The sequence below is a fragment of the Arthrobacter sp. GMC3 genome (genome assembly GCF_002929305.1).
Taxonomy (GTDB): domain Bacteria; phylum Actinomycetota; class Actinomycetes; order Actinomycetales; family Micrococcaceae; genus Specibacter.
In genome coordinates this window covers 297,259-312,946 of sequence record NZ_PJIO01000004.1, presented here as the reverse complement: position 1 = coordinate 312,946, position 15,688 = coordinate 297,259, and the positions used below count along the sequence as shown (strand labels likewise).

General features: G+C 63.1%; 18 protein-coding genes. 10 read left to right on the top strand and 8 right to left on the bottom strand.

From position 1 onward, the window contains the following. Nucleotides 1-26 precede the first annotated feature (26 nt). The 6 genes from CXQ94_RS09845 (at nt 27) to CXQ94_RS09825 (ending at nt 4,432) form a co-directional block, all read left to right on the top strand. Entirely contained in the window at nt 27-839 is an 813-nt protein-coding gene (locus CXQ94_RS09845; RefSeq protein WP_104089221.1) for a serine hydrolase, read from the top strand. A 133-nt stretch (nt 840-972) separates the two neighbouring features. Next, the gene (locus CXQ94_RS09840; RefSeq protein WP_104089219.1) at nt 973-2,325 is read left to right on the top strand and encodes an MFS transporter; all 1,353 of its coding nucleotides are present in this window, start codon (nt 973-975) and stop codon (nt 2,323-2,325) included. Nucleotides 2,326-2,483: 158 nt separating this feature from the next. Continuing rightward, nucleotides 2,484-2,621, top strand: a complete 138-nt coding sequence (locus CXQ94_RS22595; RefSeq protein WP_181034157.1) for a hypothetical protein — start codon at nt 2,484-2,486, stop codon at nt 2,619-2,621. Continuing rightward, on the top strand, nt 2,611-3,318 hold the full coding sequence (locus CXQ94_RS09835; RefSeq protein ID WP_104089216.1) for a hypothetical protein: 708 nt from the start codon (nt 2,611-2,613) through the stop codon (nt 3,316-3,318). The genes CXQ94_RS22595 and CXQ94_RS09835 overlap by 11 nt, the downstream gene beginning before the upstream one ends. Nucleotides 3,319-3,410: 92 nt before the next feature. Beyond that, the gene (locus CXQ94_RS09830; protein ID WP_104089213.1) at nt 3,411-3,713 is read left to right on the top strand and encodes a hypothetical protein; all 303 of its coding nucleotides are present in this window, start codon (nt 3,411-3,413) and stop codon (nt 3,711-3,713) included. A gap of 95 nt (nt 3,714-3,808) precedes the next feature. Beyond that, nucleotides 3,809-4,432, top strand: coding sequence for a DedA family protein (locus CXQ94_RS09825; RefSeq protein WP_181034156.1), 624 nt, complete (start codon nt 3,809-3,811; stop codon nt 4,430-4,432). Here CXQ94_RS09825 and purN read toward each other — a convergent pair. From purN to CXQ94_RS09810, 3 genes are all read right to left on the bottom strand, one after another. Continuing rightward, nucleotides 4,429-4,995, bottom strand: a complete 567-nt coding sequence (gene purN, locus CXQ94_RS09820; RefSeq protein ID WP_104089207.1) for a phosphoribosylglycinamide formyltransferase — start codon at nt 4,993-4,995, stop codon at nt 4,429-4,431. The genes CXQ94_RS09825 and purN overlap by 4 nt on opposite strands. Before the next feature lie 33 nt (nt 4,996-5,028). Next, on the bottom strand, nt 5,029-6,339 hold the full coding sequence (locus CXQ94_RS09815) for a DUF6350 family protein (protein WP_104089204.1): 1,311 nt from the start codon (nt 6,337-6,339) through the stop codon (nt 5,029-5,031). A 221-nt stretch (nt 6,340-6,560) separates the two neighbouring features. Further along, nucleotides 6,561-6,764 (bottom strand): cold-shock protein, encoded by a 204-nt coding sequence (locus CXQ94_RS09810; protein WP_038467205.1) that lies wholly within the window; start codon nt 6,762-6,764, stop codon nt 6,561-6,563. Nucleotides 6,765-7,202: 438 nt separating this feature from the next. On the opposite strand from CXQ94_RS09810, the gene CXQ94_RS09805 reads away from it, so the two are divergent. From CXQ94_RS09805 to CXQ94_RS09795, 3 genes are all read left to right on the top strand, one after another. Continuing rightward, the gene (locus CXQ94_RS09805) at nt 7,203-7,589 is read left to right on the top strand and encodes a hypothetical protein (RefSeq protein WP_146070268.1); all 387 of its coding nucleotides are present in this window, start codon (nt 7,203-7,205) and stop codon (nt 7,587-7,589) included. A 222-nt stretch (nt 7,590-7,811) separates the two neighbouring features. Further along, nucleotides 7,812-8,513 carry a DsbA family protein gene (locus tag CXQ94_RS09800; protein ID WP_104089198.1) on the top strand — a complete coding sequence of 234 codons (702 nt, stop codon included), beginning with the start codon at nt 7,812-7,814 and terminating at the stop codon, nt 8,511-8,513. Continuing rightward, nucleotides 8,513-9,355 carry a cytochrome c biogenesis CcdA family protein gene (locus CXQ94_RS09795; RefSeq protein WP_104089195.1) on the top strand — a complete coding sequence of 281 codons (843 nt, stop codon included), beginning with the start codon at nt 8,513-8,515 and terminating at the stop codon, nt 9,353-9,355. The genes CXQ94_RS09800 and CXQ94_RS09795 overlap by 1 nt, the downstream gene beginning before the upstream one ends. Before the next feature lie 83 nt (nt 9,356-9,438). Here the strand turns inward: CXQ94_RS09795 and CXQ94_RS09790 are convergent, their stop codons facing one another. From CXQ94_RS09790 to CXQ94_RS09770, 5 genes are all read right to left on the bottom strand, one after another. Then, nucleotides 9,439-11,103: an acyl-CoA dehydrogenase family protein gene (locus CXQ94_RS09790; RefSeq protein ID WP_104089192.1), complete on the bottom strand. Its 1,665-nt coding sequence runs from the start codon at nt 11,101-11,103 to the stop codon at nt 9,439-9,441. Between the two features lie 67 nt (nt 11,104-11,170). Further along, on the bottom strand, nt 11,171-12,199 hold the full coding sequence (gene moaA / locus CXQ94_RS09785; RefSeq protein WP_104089189.1) for a GTP 3',8-cyclase MoaA: 1,029 nt from the start codon (nt 12,197-12,199) through the stop codon (nt 11,171-11,173). 281 nt (nt 12,200-12,480) lie between these two features. After that, nucleotides 12,481-13,161: an alpha/beta fold hydrolase gene (locus tag CXQ94_RS09780; protein ID WP_104089349.1), complete on the bottom strand. Its 681-nt coding sequence runs from the start codon at nt 13,159-13,161 to the stop codon at nt 12,481-12,483. A gap of 36 nt (nt 13,162-13,197) precedes the next feature. Next, nucleotides 13,198-13,836 carry a pyroglutamyl-peptidase I gene (pcp, locus tag CXQ94_RS09775; protein WP_104089186.1) on the bottom strand — a complete coding sequence of 213 codons (639 nt, stop codon included), beginning with the start codon at nt 13,834-13,836 and terminating at the stop codon, nt 13,198-13,200. Between the two features lie 170 nt (nt 13,837-14,006). After that, a complete protein-coding gene (locus tag CXQ94_RS09770; protein ID WP_104089182.1) occupies nt 14,007-14,588 on the bottom strand; it encodes a helix-turn-helix domain-containing protein in 582 nt (193 codons plus the stop codon). Between the two features lie 95 nt (nt 14,589-14,683). On the opposite strand from CXQ94_RS09770, the gene CXQ94_RS09765 reads away from it, so the two are divergent. Next, on the top strand, nt 14,684-15,610 hold the full coding sequence (locus CXQ94_RS09765; RefSeq protein WP_104089345.1) for an NAD(P)/FAD-dependent oxidoreductase: 927 nt from the start codon (nt 14,684-14,686) through the stop codon (nt 15,608-15,610). Nucleotides 15,611-15,688 lie beyond the last annotated feature (78 nt).

Here is a 15,688-nt window from a genome sequence, read left to right as displayed (position 1 = left end):
CTTCATACCGCCAGGAAGGCCCAGCCATGTCCCTCGTCTCTGACTACAGCGACGGCACACCCGCCATGTCCTACCAGCTCATCAATCTAGCCGGTGACGTCCTAGCTCAACGACATGCCGACACAACGTTCTACTCCGCCAGCACCATCAAGCTGGCCGTCCTTGTAGCCGCCATCCAGGCCGTGGAGCAGGGGCAGTTGTCACTGGAGCAGCAGCTTCTTTCCACCCACACCTTCACCAGTGGCGCGCCCGGGCACCGTCCCTTCAGCTTTGAGCCGGAGGAGTACGACGCCGGGCTGCCCCAGGAGGGCAGCGCCATGAGCCTTCGCGAGGTGTTGGGACGGATGATCACCGTTTCCTCCAACGAGGCCACGAACATGGTGGTGGAGCTGGTGGGCTTCCCCGCCGTCAATGCGGCCCTTGCCTTCTGTGGTGCCGGGCATTCGGTCATGGAACGGCTCATCGGCGACATCGAGGCGCTGCATGCCGGACTTTCCCACCGTGTCAGCGCCCGCGACCTGACCCGCATCATGCATGCGATCGTTAGCGGCCGTACAGCCGGAGAAGAATTGACCGAACTCATGATGGGATGGCTGCGGGCCCAGGAATTTCATGTCATTGGGCTAGAAATCCAGGCGGCGGATCCGGGGGCCGATTGGGGAAGTAAGTCCGGCTGGGTCACCGGAATCCAGCACGACGTCGCCTTCGTGGTTCCCCGGGACGGGCACCCCGGAGATGGCTACATTCTGGCTGTCTGCACCCGCGCCTATCCGGACGCGGACGCCACCGAAGCCATTCGGACAGTCACGGCCATGGCCCACGTCCTGGCCGCCAGCTAGGCGGCCGCCAACCCTAGGTGCTGGCCAGGAACTGAACATTTCCTGGCCTCATGTTCTCATGCGACTTGGGCGTGATTGTGGCGGCTACAGCCGCTAGTGTTTACGTCAGAGAATCCCCGCTTCGGAAGGCAGCATGAGCACCACTACGGCAATGAAGACCGGCGATGCGGTGGTCCAGGACTTGCCCTGGCGCTGGCGCGTGCAGGGCAGCATCTTCCTCATTGGCGGACTTGGCTTCATGTTCGATGCCTGGGATGTAACCCTCAATGGCTTCCTCATCCCCTTGCTGTCCAAGGAATGGGGCCTGGAGCCCGGGCAGGCTGCCTGGATTGGCACCGCAAACCTGATTGGCATGGCCGTAGGCGCGTTCGCATGGGGCTCCATCGCCGACGTCATTGGTCGCAAGAAGGCCTTCACCCTGACGTTGCTGATCTTCTCCGTCTTCACGGTGCTCGGCGCCCTCTCCAATGACTTGACCATGTTTAGCGTGTTCCGGTTCCTGGCCGGTTTCGGCTTGGGCGGTTGCATCCCCGTGGACTACGCGCTGGTGGGCGAATTCACCCCGCGTAAACACCGCGGGCGTGTGCTCACGGCCATGGATGCGTGGTGGCCCATTGGGGCCTCCCTGTGCGGGGTAGTCTCGGCCGTTTTGATGGCCACCTTTGGCGACTGGCGGCTCCTGATGCTGGTCATGGTGCTGCCCGCCCTGCTGGTCTTTTGGGTGCGTGTAGGCGTTCCGGAGTCGCCCTTGTTCCTGGTGCGTTCCGGAAAACCGGTGGAGGCCAAGAAGGTCATTGATGATCTCATCCGGCGCACGGGCGCCGTGGTGGGACCGTGGAAACTCCCGGAGCCAGCCGATGTACCCAAGCTGTCGCTGGGCAAGGTCACCGACCAGCTGGCCGGCCTGTGGCGCTTCAACTGGCGAATCACCGGCATTGCTTGGTCCTTGTTCCTGACCATCTTGCTGGTGTACTACGGGGCATTGACGTGGATGCCGTCCATATTGGTGTCCACCGGGTACGTACAAAGCAAAGCGTTCATGGCCACCGCCGCCATGACGGGCATCGGCCTGCTGGGCGTGGTGGCGGCGGCTCTGCTGGTGGAGCGAGTGGGACGGAAATGGATTCTGGCGATCACCGGCCCGCTGGCCGCCCTGTCCCTGGTGATCTTTGCCCTGGTACTGGACGCCCCCGTAGCCGCGCAGATCTGGCTTCTCGTTTTTGGCTTTGTCATCCAGGTAGCCATCCCGGTCCTGTACACCTATGTATCGGAGCTGTACCCGACGCATCTGCGGGCCACCGGCTTCGGCTGGGCCTCGACCATTTCGCGCGTGGGCGCCGGGCTGGTTCCGCTCATCTTCGGCTCCCTGCTGTGGCCGGTATTGGGGCTCCCGCTGACTTTCGCGCTGACAGGCGGGCTGGTCCTGCTGGCCGTGCTGTGGATGGCCGTCTCTGCCCCGGAAACCAAGGGCGCAGCACTGCAGTAGCCTGCTCCCAGCAATCATCCACTTTGGCCCATCCGGCGCCGATTTGGGCCGAACAATGCGAGGTTGCGGGACCGGGCGACGGCACCACGGGGAGTTGTGCCCATTGAGCCAGCCCATGGGGTGCCCCTAGGCTGGGGAACCTACTGACAAGGGGTGACATGTCCGATTTTCCCAGTGCCGACACTGCACCCATGCCGGAGCCGTCCAAGGTGTCCGCGCAGCTCAAGTCCCAGGGATGGGATTCCCCCCTGAAGCAGATCGTGGTGGGCGATGAGAATCCCTTTCATGGCAAGTAACCGCCGCCCACTAGCGTTGATCGTCCTGGCCCTGTCCACCGCGCTGGCCCTTGCATCATGTTCCCTGCCGCTCCCAAAGCATCCCAACACCACAGAGGAGACTTCCGCGGGCACCGGCACCTCCATGATGGACAAGGCCGGAATCAAGAAGATCAAGCACGACGGCGTGGGCCGGTTCGACTTGACCTCCACCTCCGTTCCAAAAGAGTCCGTGGGACTGGCCCCCGGGGTGAACGACGTGGCCTACCTTGCCACGGACATCAACGAGCCCGTGGAGATCACGCTCGAACTCCCACAGGACACGCTGACCGTCAAAACCAGGGACTTCAAGATGTCCACCGCCGCGGCCAACAGCTATGTTGACACGGTCACCTGGTTTGAAGCCGTGGACGGCCTGGTTGCACTGGACGCCGCCGTGGCCGCCGCCCATGAACGGTTTGGCTTCGCAGCAACAAAGCTGGCCGCATGGGACGCCAAGGACTTCATGTCTGGTGGCAGCAAAGGCAAACAGAGCCTTGGTATGGGGGTCAAGAACGGCACCGCCATCTACCTGAAGGTCTATTGGAAAAAGGACTCCCCCGTACAGGTCCTGCAGTTCTCTGCAATGATCGCCCCCGGCTACTACGACACGGATGTCCAGGCAGAGATTGCCCAATACGGCCGCGCACCCATCGGATTCAAGCTCGAGGACAGGTAGGCGCAGCACTGCAGTAGCCTGCTCCCAGCAATCATCCACTTTGGCCAGGTAGTCTGTGGCCGAAACCCGCTTCTCGAACGTCAAGGAAAACCATGAGCGCCCTGCTTCCCACCGTTATGACCACAGCCGGCTTACTTGGCGGCTACCAAACCGCCCGTGCCACCAAGAACCGCCAGTTGGGCGGTGCCGTCCTGGCGGCAGCCGGTGCAGCCGCGTTTGTAGGCTGGAAGAAGAATGCCGGAACGGGGGCGGCCGTAGCCCTGACGGCCACCTATGTGCTGGCTTTTGGTGCCTCCCATCCCCTGGCCAAGAAGATGGGCGCCTGGCCGGCCGTTTACACGGTGACCGGTGCCACGGCACTCGCCTCCTTGGTGTTTGGCCGAGCCCGCAACTAGCCGCCAATTCTTGGGGGTGGCGGGCCTCCCCGTAAGCTGGGGGTGGCGGAAGCATTCAGCTCCGCATGGACTTCACACCCTCAAAAAGGCACTTCATGGACTTAGCGTCCGACTCCTCAGCAATCCTCGGCAGCCTCTGGATCTACCCTGTGGGCGCCGTCTTCGTCATGCTCTCCGCGCTCATCCCGCCCATTCCCAGCACCACGGTGTTCGTTGCCCTGGGCGCTGTGGCCGGGCTCGACGGCGGACCCAAGGCGGTGCTGTTGGTGGCGGCCATGATGGTTGGGGCCTTGGCCGGTGACCTGGCCACGTATTGGTTGACCAAGCTGTTTGGTCACACAAAATGGGGTACCACGCGCGGTCCTCGCCGCCAGCGTGCGGTGGATGCTGCCACCCGGAGGCTGCAACAGCGGCCCTACATGTTCATACTGACGTCCCGGTTCATTCCCCTGGGCCGGCTCTCCTCCAACATCGCCGCCACGGTGGCAGGTTTTCCCTTGCGGAGTTTTGTTGGTTACTCACTGATGTCGGCGCTGGTGTGGTCTTTGTATTCGGTGGGCGTGGGCATCTGCACCAGGTTCTGGCCGGGCATCTCCACCCAGGCGGCGGTGATTGTGGCCATCATCGCCTCCATCATCCTGGGCTGGTTGCTGGGCAAGGTCTCCACCTGGTTCCTGGACCGCAAGAACTCAAAGCAGGCCGCCGCCGTCGCCTCTTAGGAGTTGCGTGCCAGCTCTGCCAAAACCTCGATCAGCAGTTCGCGCTCGGCAACCTTGATGCGCTCGTGGAGGGTTTCCTCGGTGTCCCCGGGCAGTACTGCTACGGGGGTTTGGGCGATGATGGGGCCGGTGTCCACGCCTGCGTCGGCAAAGTGGACGGTGCAGCCGGTCACCTTGACACCGTAGTTCATGGCGTCGCGGACGCCGTGGGCGCCCGGGAAGGACGGAAGTAGCGCCGGGTGCGTGTTGACGTAGCGGCCGGGGAAGGCGTCAATGAAGGATGGGGCAACAATGCGCATGAACCCGCTGGAGACCACGTAGTCGGGCTTATAGGCGGCGACGGCGTCCAGCAAGGCGGCGTCCCACTCGGCCCGGGTGGTGTAGTCCTTGAAATTGACCACGAACGTCTCAAGACCTGCGCTGGAAGACCGCTCGATGCCGAAGGTGCCGGGGCGATCCGCGCCCACAGCGGCGATTTCCACGGGCAGCTCACCGGCGGCAACGGCGTCGATCACTGCTTGCAAATTGGAGCCGGTCCCAGATACTAAAACAACTATGCGCATGGGGACAATTTTAGTAGGAACTTCCCGTGCACCCTATTCGCCGCGTCGCAGCAACGGCACGGCCGCCTTGTCATATTCGATCCAGGGGGCCAGCAGGGCGCCAAGTACGACCCCGATCCCCACCTCCGCGCCCAGCCAGAGTGCAGCAAAGAGTGGGTCCGGCCCGATTTCCGTCAAACGTCCCAGGCCGATGGAACCGCTGGAAAGCCAGAAAAGTATCGCGGCGAAGAACGCGGCAACCGCGCCCACAATTGCCCCCAGGGCCAGTGTGGACAGGGGCAAGGAAAGCCAGCGCAGCCGAACTTTCAGGGAGAGCCACTCATCGAGGTGGTTTTCGCCGGCCCGTACAAACCACCAGCCGGCCAGTGCCCCGCCGATCACCGGAATGATCAGGGCGGCAAAGCCCCAGGTCAGGTTGCCGGCTGGCAGCGCTGCCAGCAGCGGAATGGCAGGAACGGGGGCCACAGCAGTTTCCAACGGGCTGACGGAGGACCCCACACCCAAGACGAAACCGGAACCGCTTGACCAGGCCAGGGACCAGGCTGCCAGATTCGGCATGTAGCCAAGTTGGGCAAGCGTCAGCGCGGCACCGCCCACGGCGCCCGCCTTCAGGCCCTGGTAGACGCTGACGATGTCCGCCCAGCGCACGGCAATGTTGACGGCCAGCAGGAAGGACGACAGGGCCAGTGCCGACACCATGGCAATGAAACCGGAGCGAACCACCGTCCAGGCATACGATCCGGCCCATCGTTGATCCTGGCTTGTCTTGGAGATCCAATCGGCGGCGTTGACACCGATGAGTCTCCCCCAGGAACCTGCCTCGCGCCGTGAACCGATAATCAGCCCCAAGGCTGCAGGTACCAGCGGAATCAACATGCTCGGCAGCAAGGCGGCCTGCACTTCGGGGGTGCTGCAAACAAATCCGGTGGCAAGACCTGCGGCACCGTAAACCACAATGGCACCGAACAGGGGCTGCCACAGCTGGTCGGTGTAGGAGGCGCGCGCCAGCCTTCGCCCCGCCCGCCAGGACAGGAAGAACGGGATGAGAATTAGCCCCAAGGGCAGCAGGTTGAAAACTCCTGTTTGTACGGAGGCGGAGCTGGGGCCCGTGGTCACGCTCAGATGCAGTGGCACCCCGTGTATGGCCAACCAAATCTGACCGGCCAGCCGGGCCATGGCGGACAGATCCTTCTGTGCAAAACCGTTGGAGAGCCAGACGGCGGCCAGTGGAATCAACACCACCAAGGCGGAAATGACGACGACTTGGGCGGCCTCAAAGGCGCCCTGCAGGCCCAGCGGCATGGGAAGTCCGTCGCGTTGGCCGCGGGCAGCTTTGGTATTCATCGTCTTCCATGGTGCCACACCCAACCCATTCCGGCGGTGTGAAGCGCCGGTGCCCTCGGGCACAGGGGCAGGCAAGGGCACATTGCGGGGCCCGAGGACCGGCGTCGTGCCCGGAATATGGCCGTTAACCACAAATAGGGCCCCGGAATCCGGGACCCTATTCGCTCCAGCCTGTAAAGACTAAAGAATTTGCACGGTTACCCGCACGGTTTCTTTAGAAATTAGATAGCCTGGATGTTTACTGCCTGAGGACCCTTCGGACCCTGCTCAACATCGAAAGAGACCTTCTGGTTCTCTTCGAGGGAGCGGTAGCCGGAGGAGTTGATCGCGGAGTAGTGCGCGAAAACATCCTGGCTCTGGTCATCCGGGGAGATGAAGCCGAAGCCCTTTTCAGCGTTGAACCATTTGACGGTACCTGTAGCCATTATTTCTATTTCCTTCTGAAGTTGGAGATTCCGCCCGACCTTCGGGCCTCCGATTTACGGTGTAAGTCCGCTTCTCCAGAAAAGCGACGGTCCCCCGAAAGGGTGTCGTCGCTTCAACTACAAAAAACGCAACACTACAACTACGTCCAAGTATACATACCTATTGCGGGAATGCCAGTATTTTCTGAGAGGTGCGTCACTTTTCTATTCTGCGTTCTCATTTTATTGAAGCAAATCGACTACTTCTGGCGGTTTTACGCGGCAGTTGACGTGACGCGTCACTCAATGAGACCTCAGTGTTCACTACAAGTTTCCTGAACGTTACGTGGTGCTCGGCATTTTTTGGGTCCGGAGGCGGCCCGGCTGGCCGTTGTAGCGCCGACGTATAGTGGAACGGATGTCCGTTGGAGAGCTGGTGCGATGCGTAGCAAGGGTGTGGTGAGGCGATTAGTCGTCCGCGCCGCCATGATGGCGCTTCTGGCGCTGGCCCTTGTTTCCGTGGGCGCACTCACCGCAAGCAACCTCACCACGGCCGCCGTCACAGTTTCTGCCAACGCTTTGAGTGTTGCACCCGCACCGGCCGTTTCGGCTCCTGATGTTGTCGTATTGAGTGCGGAAAAGGGCACCACCTGCAACCCCGGCCGCGGCAATCTGCATATGCAGGCAAGCGCCTCTCCCCCGGGCCCGTCGCTGGCACTGCTGGCACCTGGTACTGGTTCAGGCAGCGCCTATCGATGGTCGCCCTCCGATTTTTCGCTGGTGCAGGCCTTGGACCGGACACCGGCGGCACTGACGCACCTGGATCTCGGGATCTGCAGAACGTAGAACACGGCCGGCCCGGGCCGCCTTCGGCCTGCCACTACCTTCTTCCCTTGCATCACCGTTGCCGGCGCACCATTGCGGTGCCGCGGCTATGGAGACACTGCGGTTCTCAGTGCTGTGCTTCCGCGCGCTGCACGCCCGAGCGCCCCCGTCCTGTGGCCAGCAGTCGTGCCTGTGCCGACGCCTGCCGCTGTGATGCCCCCTTGAACCCGAAAGCACCTTTTCATGACTACGAAAAAATCCCGAGCCATTTGGCTCTCCCTCGTCGCGGGCGCAGTGTTGATTCTGGGCGTGATTGTCATTGGGGCAATGGCCCAGGACAAACGCCTCCAAGCCTCCACCGATTCAGCCCACCCAAGTAGCACCGCGGCATCGCTCAATCTCGAAAGGCGGGTGGAAGCAGACCCCACAGCCATGGGCAAGGTCGATGCCCCTGTTGTCATGGTCGAGTATTCCGACTATCGGTGCCCGTTTTGCGGAGTTTTTGCCAGGGAGACCCTGCCCGAGCTTGTCAAGGAGTATGTCGATTCCGGTCAGCTTCGTATTGAGTGGCGAGACCTTCCTGTCCTCGGCGTGGAATCATTGGGCGCCGCTGTTGCCGGCCGCGCGGCTGGCGAGCAGGGAAAGTTCTGGGAGTTTAACGAAGCCGTCTACGCGGCTGCCCCGGCACGCGGGAAGGCTGCCTTGTCGGAGCCAGATTTACTGAAGATCGCCGAGCAGATCGGCGTCCCTGACATGGCGACGTTCGCCAAGGATCTCCAGAGCCCCGAACTTGCCGCGCGGGTTCAGCAGGACCTGCGGGAGGGGATGCAGCTGGGGATGAACAGCACCCCCGTCTTTGTCATCAACGACCAGCCCATCGCGGGCGCGCAACCCCTAGACGTGTTCCGCTCCACCATTGATGCCGCCTTGGCCAAGGCCAAATAATGGTCGACATTGGTTATGCTGGCGCGTTCATTGGCGGCATTCTGACATTGCTCAGCCCCTGCTCGGTGATGCTTCTGCCAGCGTTCTTTGCCTACGCCTTTGCTAGTCCCACCAAGCTGCTGGGCCGGACTGCGCTGTTTTACGCCGGCCTGCTGACCACCTTGGTGCCTTTGGGATTGTTGGCGGGGACATTGGGGTCGCTGCTGAGTGAGAACCGAGCGGTGATGGTCACCGTGGCCGCCTTGGTGGTCATGGCCATAGGGGTGCTGCAGATTGTCGGCGTTGAATTCCCCGGGTTTAGTAGGGGTGCCAGGGGCGACGGCACCTCAGCCGTTTCGGTGTTTGTTCTGGGCTCCGTTTATGGCGTGGCCGGGGTGTGTGCCGGGCCGATCCTCGGCTCGGTCCTCACGGTGGCCGCAGCCGGAGGCAGTCCACTTTACGGCGGGATCATGCTGGCCATTTTCGCTTTCGGCATGGCCCTGCCGCTCGGGATCCTCTCCCTCTTGTGGTCCCGGCTGAGGCTTGGCGAGCGCGGCTGGCTGAAACCGCGACGCTTCCGGCTAGGCCCGTGGGAAAACTCCATCTGGATGGTGGTCTCGGGCGTGCTTTCCCTGGGAATTGGCGTCTTGTTGCTAACCACCCAGGGAACGTCTTCGCTGGGCGGCATCCTGAGCATCGACGCCCAGTACCAGGCTGAATCGTGGGTGGTCCATGTATCCCGGCAGGTATCCAACGTGTGGTTCGGTGTGGCCGCGCTAGCTGTGCTTCTCGCAGCCGGCGCCCTGTATGCGTGGCGGTCCTCCCGAGTGGCCAAGGAACGTAAAGGTGTGGGAAACCGCTAACCCAGTAATCGTCGCAGACCAGCCAGGCCGTCGTCGTGCCCTAAAGTACGACGGCGGCGGGCCGGGACGGGCGAGGGCTTGCGCTATGTCCGGGCCAGGATTCCTTCGAAATCGGATGCCGCTGGCAGGTTGCCATAGTTAAAGGAACGGTCCTCGCCCAGCCGGGCGGCGGTGAACGCGTCCGCGACAGCTGCCGGGGCGAAGCGGATCAGTAGCGAGGCCTGCAGCGCCAGTGCCATTTTCTCCACCACGTTCCTGGCCTGCCCGGCGTAGTCCAGGGGCTCCTGCCCCATGGCGGAAACCTGTTCGCGCAGCCGCGCTGTGAAGTCGTCAAAGGTGCGACTCTCCCCCGCGGCCAGTCTGAGTTCGGCAAAGAATGCGTCCACCGATTCCGGCTCAGTGGCCATGGCCCGCAGCACATCCAGGGCGATGACGTTGCCCGTTCCCTCCCAAATCGCCATGACCGGCTGCTCCCGGTACCGCATCGCCAAGGGAAAATCTTCGGTGTAGCCGTTGCCGCCCAGGCATTCCATGGCCTCGTAGGCGTGGTTCGGCCCGCGCTTGCAGACCCAGTACTTGGTAACCGCCGTCGCCAACCGGCGGAACGCGCGTTCGGAGGGCCCGGCGTCGTGGTCAAAGGCGCGGGAAAGTCGCATGCTGACCACGGTTGCTGCCTCGGATTCCAGGGACAGGTCGGCCAGCACGTTTGTCATGGCCGGCTGGTCAATCAGTCTGGCACCAAAAGCGCGCCGATGCCGGGCGTGCCAGACGGCCTCGGCCACTGCCTGGCGCATTCCCGCGGCCGAACCCAGGACGCAATCCAGGCGGGTTTGGCCCACCATCCCCATGATGGCCCTCACGCCGCGACCGGGATCGCCGATCCGCCAACCGACAGTGTCAGCGAATTCCACTTCCGAGGACGCGTTGGAGCGGTTGCCCACCTTGTCCTTCAGGCGCTGGAGCAAGAACACATTGCGGCTACCGTCCAGCAATACCCGCGGAACCAGGAAGCAGCCCAGCCCGGCGTCGTCATGGGCCAGGACCAGGAATGCGTCCGACATCGGCGCTGAGCAGAACCATTTGTGACCGGTGAGTTGGAAGTGGTCACCTTGGGCCGCAGCGACCGTGGTGTTGGCCCGCACGTCGGAGCCGCCCTGCTTTTCCGTCATGGCCATGCCAACAAGCGCTCCCGGCTTGTCCGCCACCAAGTCCGGGTTGTAGCTGCGCGAATACAGCCGGGGCAGCCACGTCGCGGCGAGATCCGGTGCCAGCTGCAGGGATTCGACGGCGGCGTGGCTCATGGAGATTGGGCACGCATGGCCCGGCTCTACCTGGGCAAACAGCATGAACGTGGCGGCCCGCCTTGCATTAGCCCCAATGTCCGGCCGCGCCCAGGCCGAAGTGTGTGCGCCGGCGGTCACGGCCTGCCCCATGATCCGGTGGTAGGACGGGTGGTATTCCACCTCGTCGATCCGTTGCCCGTATTTGTTGTGGGTGTGCAGGATGGGCGGGTTTTTGTGTGCCAGCCGGGCGTCCTCCTGGAATTGTGCCGAGCCGACGACGGCGCCCACGGCCTCCAGTTCGCCGGTGGCACTTACGCCGGCCTCACCAACAGAGTGTAGATACTGGAGCAGTGGAATGTTGGCCGTGTACTCGTTGATCCCCACCCGTGGAGGAGGCTGATTCACCACGTGGTGGCTGGGTTGGCTGGCAAGCGATTCGGCGGGTCCGGCGTCGTTGGCGGTCATGGCTACAGGCTACGCCCGCGGTCAAGGGGTCCGGCACCTGGCCCCGCCCTAGCCCGCGCCGCAAGCCTTAGCCGCCGATGTACGACATCTCGATCTTTTTCAACCCCGGAGTATTGGCGCCGCGCAGCTCAGAGTACCTGTCTGAGCGGGCACCCCACAGCGCAGACAGCGCATCAGTGAGTTCCGCGTCCGTGGCACCGCCGCGCAGCAGCGCCCTTAAATCATGGCCCTTTGTGGCGAACAGGCAGGTGAAGAGTTTCCCGTCGGCGGACAGGCGGGCGCGCGTGCACCCGCTGCAGAAGGCCCGGGTGACGCTGGAGATCACACCGAACTCGCCGGCACCGTCGGCATACCGCCACCGCTGCGAGGTCTCACCCCGGTAGTTGGGATCCAGCGGCTCCACGGGGAAAACCCTGTTGATCCGTTCCACCACCTCAGCCGACGGCACCACCTGATCCATCTTCCACCCGTTCGAGGAGCCCACATCCATGTACTCGATGAACCGCAAGATGAAGGGCGTGCCGCGAAAATGACTGGCCATGGACACGATGTCCTGATCGTTGAGCCCGCGCTTGAGTACCATGTTGATTTTGACCGGTCCCAGCCCGGCTGCCTCCGCGGCGTCGAGGGCGTGCAGGACCTTGGCCACGGGGTAGGCGACGTCGTTCATGGCCTGGAAAACGGCGTCGTCCAGGGAATCCAGCGAGACGGTGACCCTGTCCAGGCCAGCAGCCTTGAGTGCCACAGCCTTCTGCGCCAGGGCCGTCCCGTTGGTGGTCATGGCCAGATCCGGCGGTTCACCCTCGGGGGTGCGCAGCGCAGCGAGCATGGCCACCAGGTCCTCGATGCCCTTGCGCAGCAGTGGTTCCCCGCCGGTCAGCCTGATTTTGCGGACGCCGTGGGCCATGGAGATTGCGGCCAGCCGTGTAATTTCCTCAAAGGAAAGTAGTTGGTCCTTGGGCATAAACGCGAAGTCACGGCCAAAGACTTCTTTGGGCATGCAGTAGACGCAGCGGAAGTTGCAGCGGTCGGTGACGGAGATTCGTAGGTCGCGCAACGGCCGCCGTAGTGTGTCAGTCACCTGTTGTGTGGCCATGGGTGAACCCTCTTCATGCGGCCTGGTGAGAACCGGGCCCTTACCTTCCAGCCTAGGCCGGTCCGACGTCGGCGTCGAGGCTTGGGGTGGGCCTGTCCACTTCCCTTATGTTCTGGGACGCCTGCGAGTACTGTGCATGGCCTCATTCCACTTCCTTTATGCGCAACGGCGGACCCCCGAGCCTGCGCCACTGGACAAGTTGCGCAACGCCGAGCCCCTGGGCCTGCGCATAAAGAAAGCCCAGCATCGCCCGCGCCGCGACTCCGCTTGGCACAGGAAATTTAGCCCAGCGCCGCGCACGCCCTATCCAGGAACTGGGCAACTTCGCGTGGGCGCGAGAGCAGGGGCGCGTGGCTGGAGGCGATTTCGGTGATGGTGGCACCCATCCCTTGCGCCATTTCGCGCTGCAGTGCGGGTGGAACGGCACAATCCTCGTTAGCCAGCAGGTAGTGCACGGGTAGGTCCAGCCATGCGGGACGGCCCACCGTGTCACGGTCAAGACCGATCTTGACCATTCTCTGAGCCGCTGCAGCGTTGGCAATATCCTCGGCGGCAGCGTCACCGGCTATGACCTCACCAAAGTGGTCCCTGTTTATGTACGTGTGACCCTCGGAAACCACCACGTGAACCGGAATCAGACTCCCGGAATGCCGTTTGGATAGTTCGCTGACGGATTCACCCTCGGCCGGGGCAAACCCTGCCAGATAGGCCAACGCCTGCACGGCGGGAGTATCGCGGGCGGCCTCGCCGATCACGGCACCGCCATAGGACCACCCTGCAAGCAGGACCGGCCCAGCAACGGTGGCAAGGGTCCGGCGAACGGAGGCAACGTCGTCGGCAAATGACTCCAGCCCCAATTGGGCTGCCACAGGATCATGCCCCAGCGCCCGCAGTTCCGTCATGACCTTGGACCAACTCGATCCGTCCGACCACAGCCCATGAACCAAAACGATTCTCGCCATCATGCCCACCTCACATTGGGGTTTTGCCCCAATGTATCAGTGGGTGGTCCCGGCCCCCAGCTTCAGGTCCTTCTCGGTGGCAAGCGAGGTGCGCACCATGAGTTCCAGTCCGCGCGCCACCTGGGCAACGTCCATGCTGGGGTGCTTTCCGTCGGTGACCTGTTCGGGCGAATACGGAACATGAAGGAACCCGCCACGAACCCCCGGCATATCCGCCAGCGCGTTCATCAAGGCGTAAAAGATGTGGTTGCAGACGTAGGTGCCCGCCGATTGCGACACACGGGCCGGAATTTCCGCATCCTGCAGTGCCTGCAGGCACGCCTTGATAGGCAGCGTGCTGAAATAAGCGGCCGGTGCGCCCGCGACCACCGGTTCATCCACCGGCGAGTGTCCAGCATTGTCGGGGAACAGGGCATCGTCGACGTTGATCGCGACGCGTTCTAGCATCAGTGTGCCGTACCCACCCGCCTGGCCCACGGCAATCACCAAATCAAAGGGATCGGTGGCCAGTGCCCGGCGGAGGACGTCCGCGGAGGTACCAAATTCGACGGGCAGCTGAAGTGCCCTGGCTGGCAGGCCGGACGCCGTGAGGGACGCGGCGGCCTGTTGCGCGGCTGCCCACGATGGATTGAATGATTCGCCGCCAAAGGGCTCGAACCCAGTAAGAAGGATCATGGCCCCACTCTATTCGTCGCGGCTTGGCGGGCTTGGTTATTTGTCGCGGCGTGGCGGTCCGGTAGGACCAGGTTGTTCAGGAAGCTGCACGTGGACGAGGTGGCCATGGACATCGGCCGGGCGCCCACATGGTGGCGGAGCAGGTTCTGAGCGATCTGGAGCAAGCTGCCCTACCTGGCCGGGGCCGCCTTAACGTGCATGCGCTCACCCTGAGGTCCAAAGAGTGTCAGGAATTCCACGCTTTCCGTGGTGGCGCGGCCAAACCAGTGCGGGGTGCGGGTATCGAACTCCGCAGCCTCTCCCTGCTTCAACACGAAGTCCCGTTCCCCAAGCACCACCCGCAGCTGCCCGCGGAGCACGTACATCCACTCGTACCCTTCATGGACTTTGGGCTCAGGTTGAGGCAACGACGTGCCTGCGGGCAGCAAATGCTTAAATGCCTGCAGCCCGCCGGCACCTCTGCTCAGCGGCACAATAGTTTGTCCGTTGCGCTTCATGGGCCGCAGGTGGATGCGCGGATCCCCCGTGGCCGGTGCACCCACCAGCTCATCCAGCGGAACCGCGTAGGCCCTGGCCAACGGCAGCAACAGTTCCAGGTTGGGCCGGCGCAATCCGGACTCCAGCCGCGACAACGTGCTCACGGAAATCCCAGTGGCCTCAGCAAGATCGGCCAGCGTCCGGTTCCGCTGGAGCCGCAAGGCCTTGAGTCGTTGCCCAACGCCGGAAATCACTTCCTCGGTTTCTTCGCCCATAGTCCGAGTTTGCCACTTCGGCAACAAAGATTGCTACCTGGCACTGCCGCGACGCACGCTTGAAGGACAAGGAAATCGAGCAAAAGGTGGAGACAATGCAAGACGTAATTATTATTGGCGGCGGTGCGGCGGGCCTCAGTGCGGCACTCCTATTGGGCAGGTCGCGGCGTTCGGTTCTGGTGATCGATTCCGGACAGCCTCGAAATGCCCCTGCGGCGGGCGTACACGGCTTCTTAACGCGCGACGGCGTTGCTCCCCTTGAGCTGACCCGGCTGGGCAGAGCGGACCTGGAGCCTTACCACGTACGCATCGAAGACGGCACAGTAGTCAGTGCCGAGCGAACGGCCAGCGGGTACCGCCTTTCCCTGGAGAACGGTTCCGTGTTTGAGGCCCCTCGCATCCTTGTAACCACGGGCCTGGAGGATGTACTGCCAGACATTCCGGGGCTGAGCGAACGGTGGGGCAAGGACCTTGCGCACTGCCCGTATTGCCACGGGTGGGAAATTCAGGACCAGGCAATTGGTGTGATTGGCAACGGATCCTTTGCCGTGCACCAGGCGCTGCTGTTCCGGCAGTGGTCGGCGAACATCACCTTGTTCCTCAACGACTCGATGGACCCCTCCGAGGCGGAGCTTACTCAGCTAGCGGCCCGCGGAATTCCGGTGGTCACCGGTCACGTGGCCCGGATTCACAGCACCAATGGTGCGGTGAGCGGCGTCGAGCTGGCGGACGGCACGGAGTATTCGGTGGAGGCGTTGACGGTGCAATCAAGGGTCGTCGCTCAGGCCGGGTTCCTGGCGGGGCTTGGCCTTGAAGCCACTGCCAACGCATTCGGCGCCACAGTCGAAACCGATGAGACGGGCCTGACCGCCATTCCCGGCGTCTGGGCAGCCGGCAATGTCACGGATATGAAAGCCACAGTCCTGGGAGCGGCCCAGGGCGGCGCCAATGCCGCTGTTGCCATCAACATGGACATGATGGCTGAAGAACTGGCGAACGCCGTGGAGGCGCACACCGCATAACCTGCCCGCATCTCCGGGTGCGGCGCTACCCCGGGACGTGAGGACGGCGCCAACTCGCCCTGACGGCGTATCTTTGAC

Coding starts and splice junctions, on each gene's coding strand:
- CXQ94_RS09825 (WP_181034156.1), top strand. CDS start 3,809: ATGGACTTAGCGTCCGACTCCTCAGCAATCCTCGGCAGCCTCTGGATC.
- CXQ94_RS09780 (WP_104089349.1), bottom strand. CDS start 13,161: ATGGCGAGAATCGTTTTGGTTCATGGGCTGTGGTCGGACGGATCGAGT.
- CXQ94_RS09830 (WP_104089213.1), top strand. CDS start 3,411: ATGAGCGCCCTGCTTCCCACCGTTATGACCACAGCCGGCTTACTTGGC.
- CXQ94_RS09815 (WP_104089204.1), bottom strand. CDS start 6,339: ATGAATACCAAAGCTGCCCGCGGCCAACGCGACGGACTTCCCATGCCG.
- CXQ94_RS09800 (WP_104089198.1), top strand. CDS start 7,812: ATGACTACGAAAAAATCCCGAGCCATTTGGCTCTCCCTCGTCGCGGGC.
- purN (WP_104089207.1), bottom strand. CDS start 4,995: ATGCGCATAGTTGTTTTAGTATCTGGGACCGGCTCCAATTTGCAAGCA.
- CXQ94_RS09795 (WP_104089195.1), top strand. CDS start 8,513: ATGGTCGACATTGGTTATGCTGGCGCGTTCATTGGCGGCATTCTGACA.
- CXQ94_RS09810 (WP_038467205.1), bottom strand. CDS start 6,764: ATGGCTACAGGTACCGTCAAATGGTTCAACGCTGAAAAGGGCTTCGGC.
- moaA (WP_104089189.1), bottom strand. CDS start 12,199: ATGGCCACACAACAGGTGACTGACACACTACGGCGGCCGTTGCGCGAC.
- CXQ94_RS09845 (WP_104089221.1), top strand. CDS start 27: ATGTCCCTCGTCTCTGACTACAGCGACGGCACACCCGCCATGTCCTAC.
- CXQ94_RS09765 (WP_104089345.1), top strand. CDS start 14,684: ATGCAAGACGTAATTATTATTGGCGGCGGTGCGGCGGGCCTCAGTGCG.
- CXQ94_RS09790 (WP_104089192.1), bottom strand. CDS start 11,103: ATGACCGCCAACGACGCCGGACCCGCCGAATCGCTTGCCAGCCAACCC.
- CXQ94_RS22595 (WP_181034157.1), top strand. CDS start 2,484: ATGTCCGATTTTCCCAGTGCCGACACTGCACCCATGCCGGAGCCGTCC.
- CXQ94_RS09835 (WP_104089216.1), top strand. CDS start 2,611: ATGGCAAGTAACCGCCGCCCACTAGCGTTGATCGTCCTGGCCCTGTCC.
- CXQ94_RS09770 (WP_104089182.1), bottom strand. CDS start 14,588: ATGGGCGAAGAAACCGAGGAAGTGATTTCCGGCGTTGGGCAACGACTC.
- CXQ94_RS09840 (WP_104089219.1), top strand. CDS start 973: ATGAGCACCACTACGGCAATGAAGACCGGCGATGCGGTGGTCCAGGAC.
- pcp (WP_104089186.1), bottom strand. CDS start 13,836: ATGATCCTTCTTACTGGGTTCGAGCCCTTTGGCGGCGAATCATTCAAT.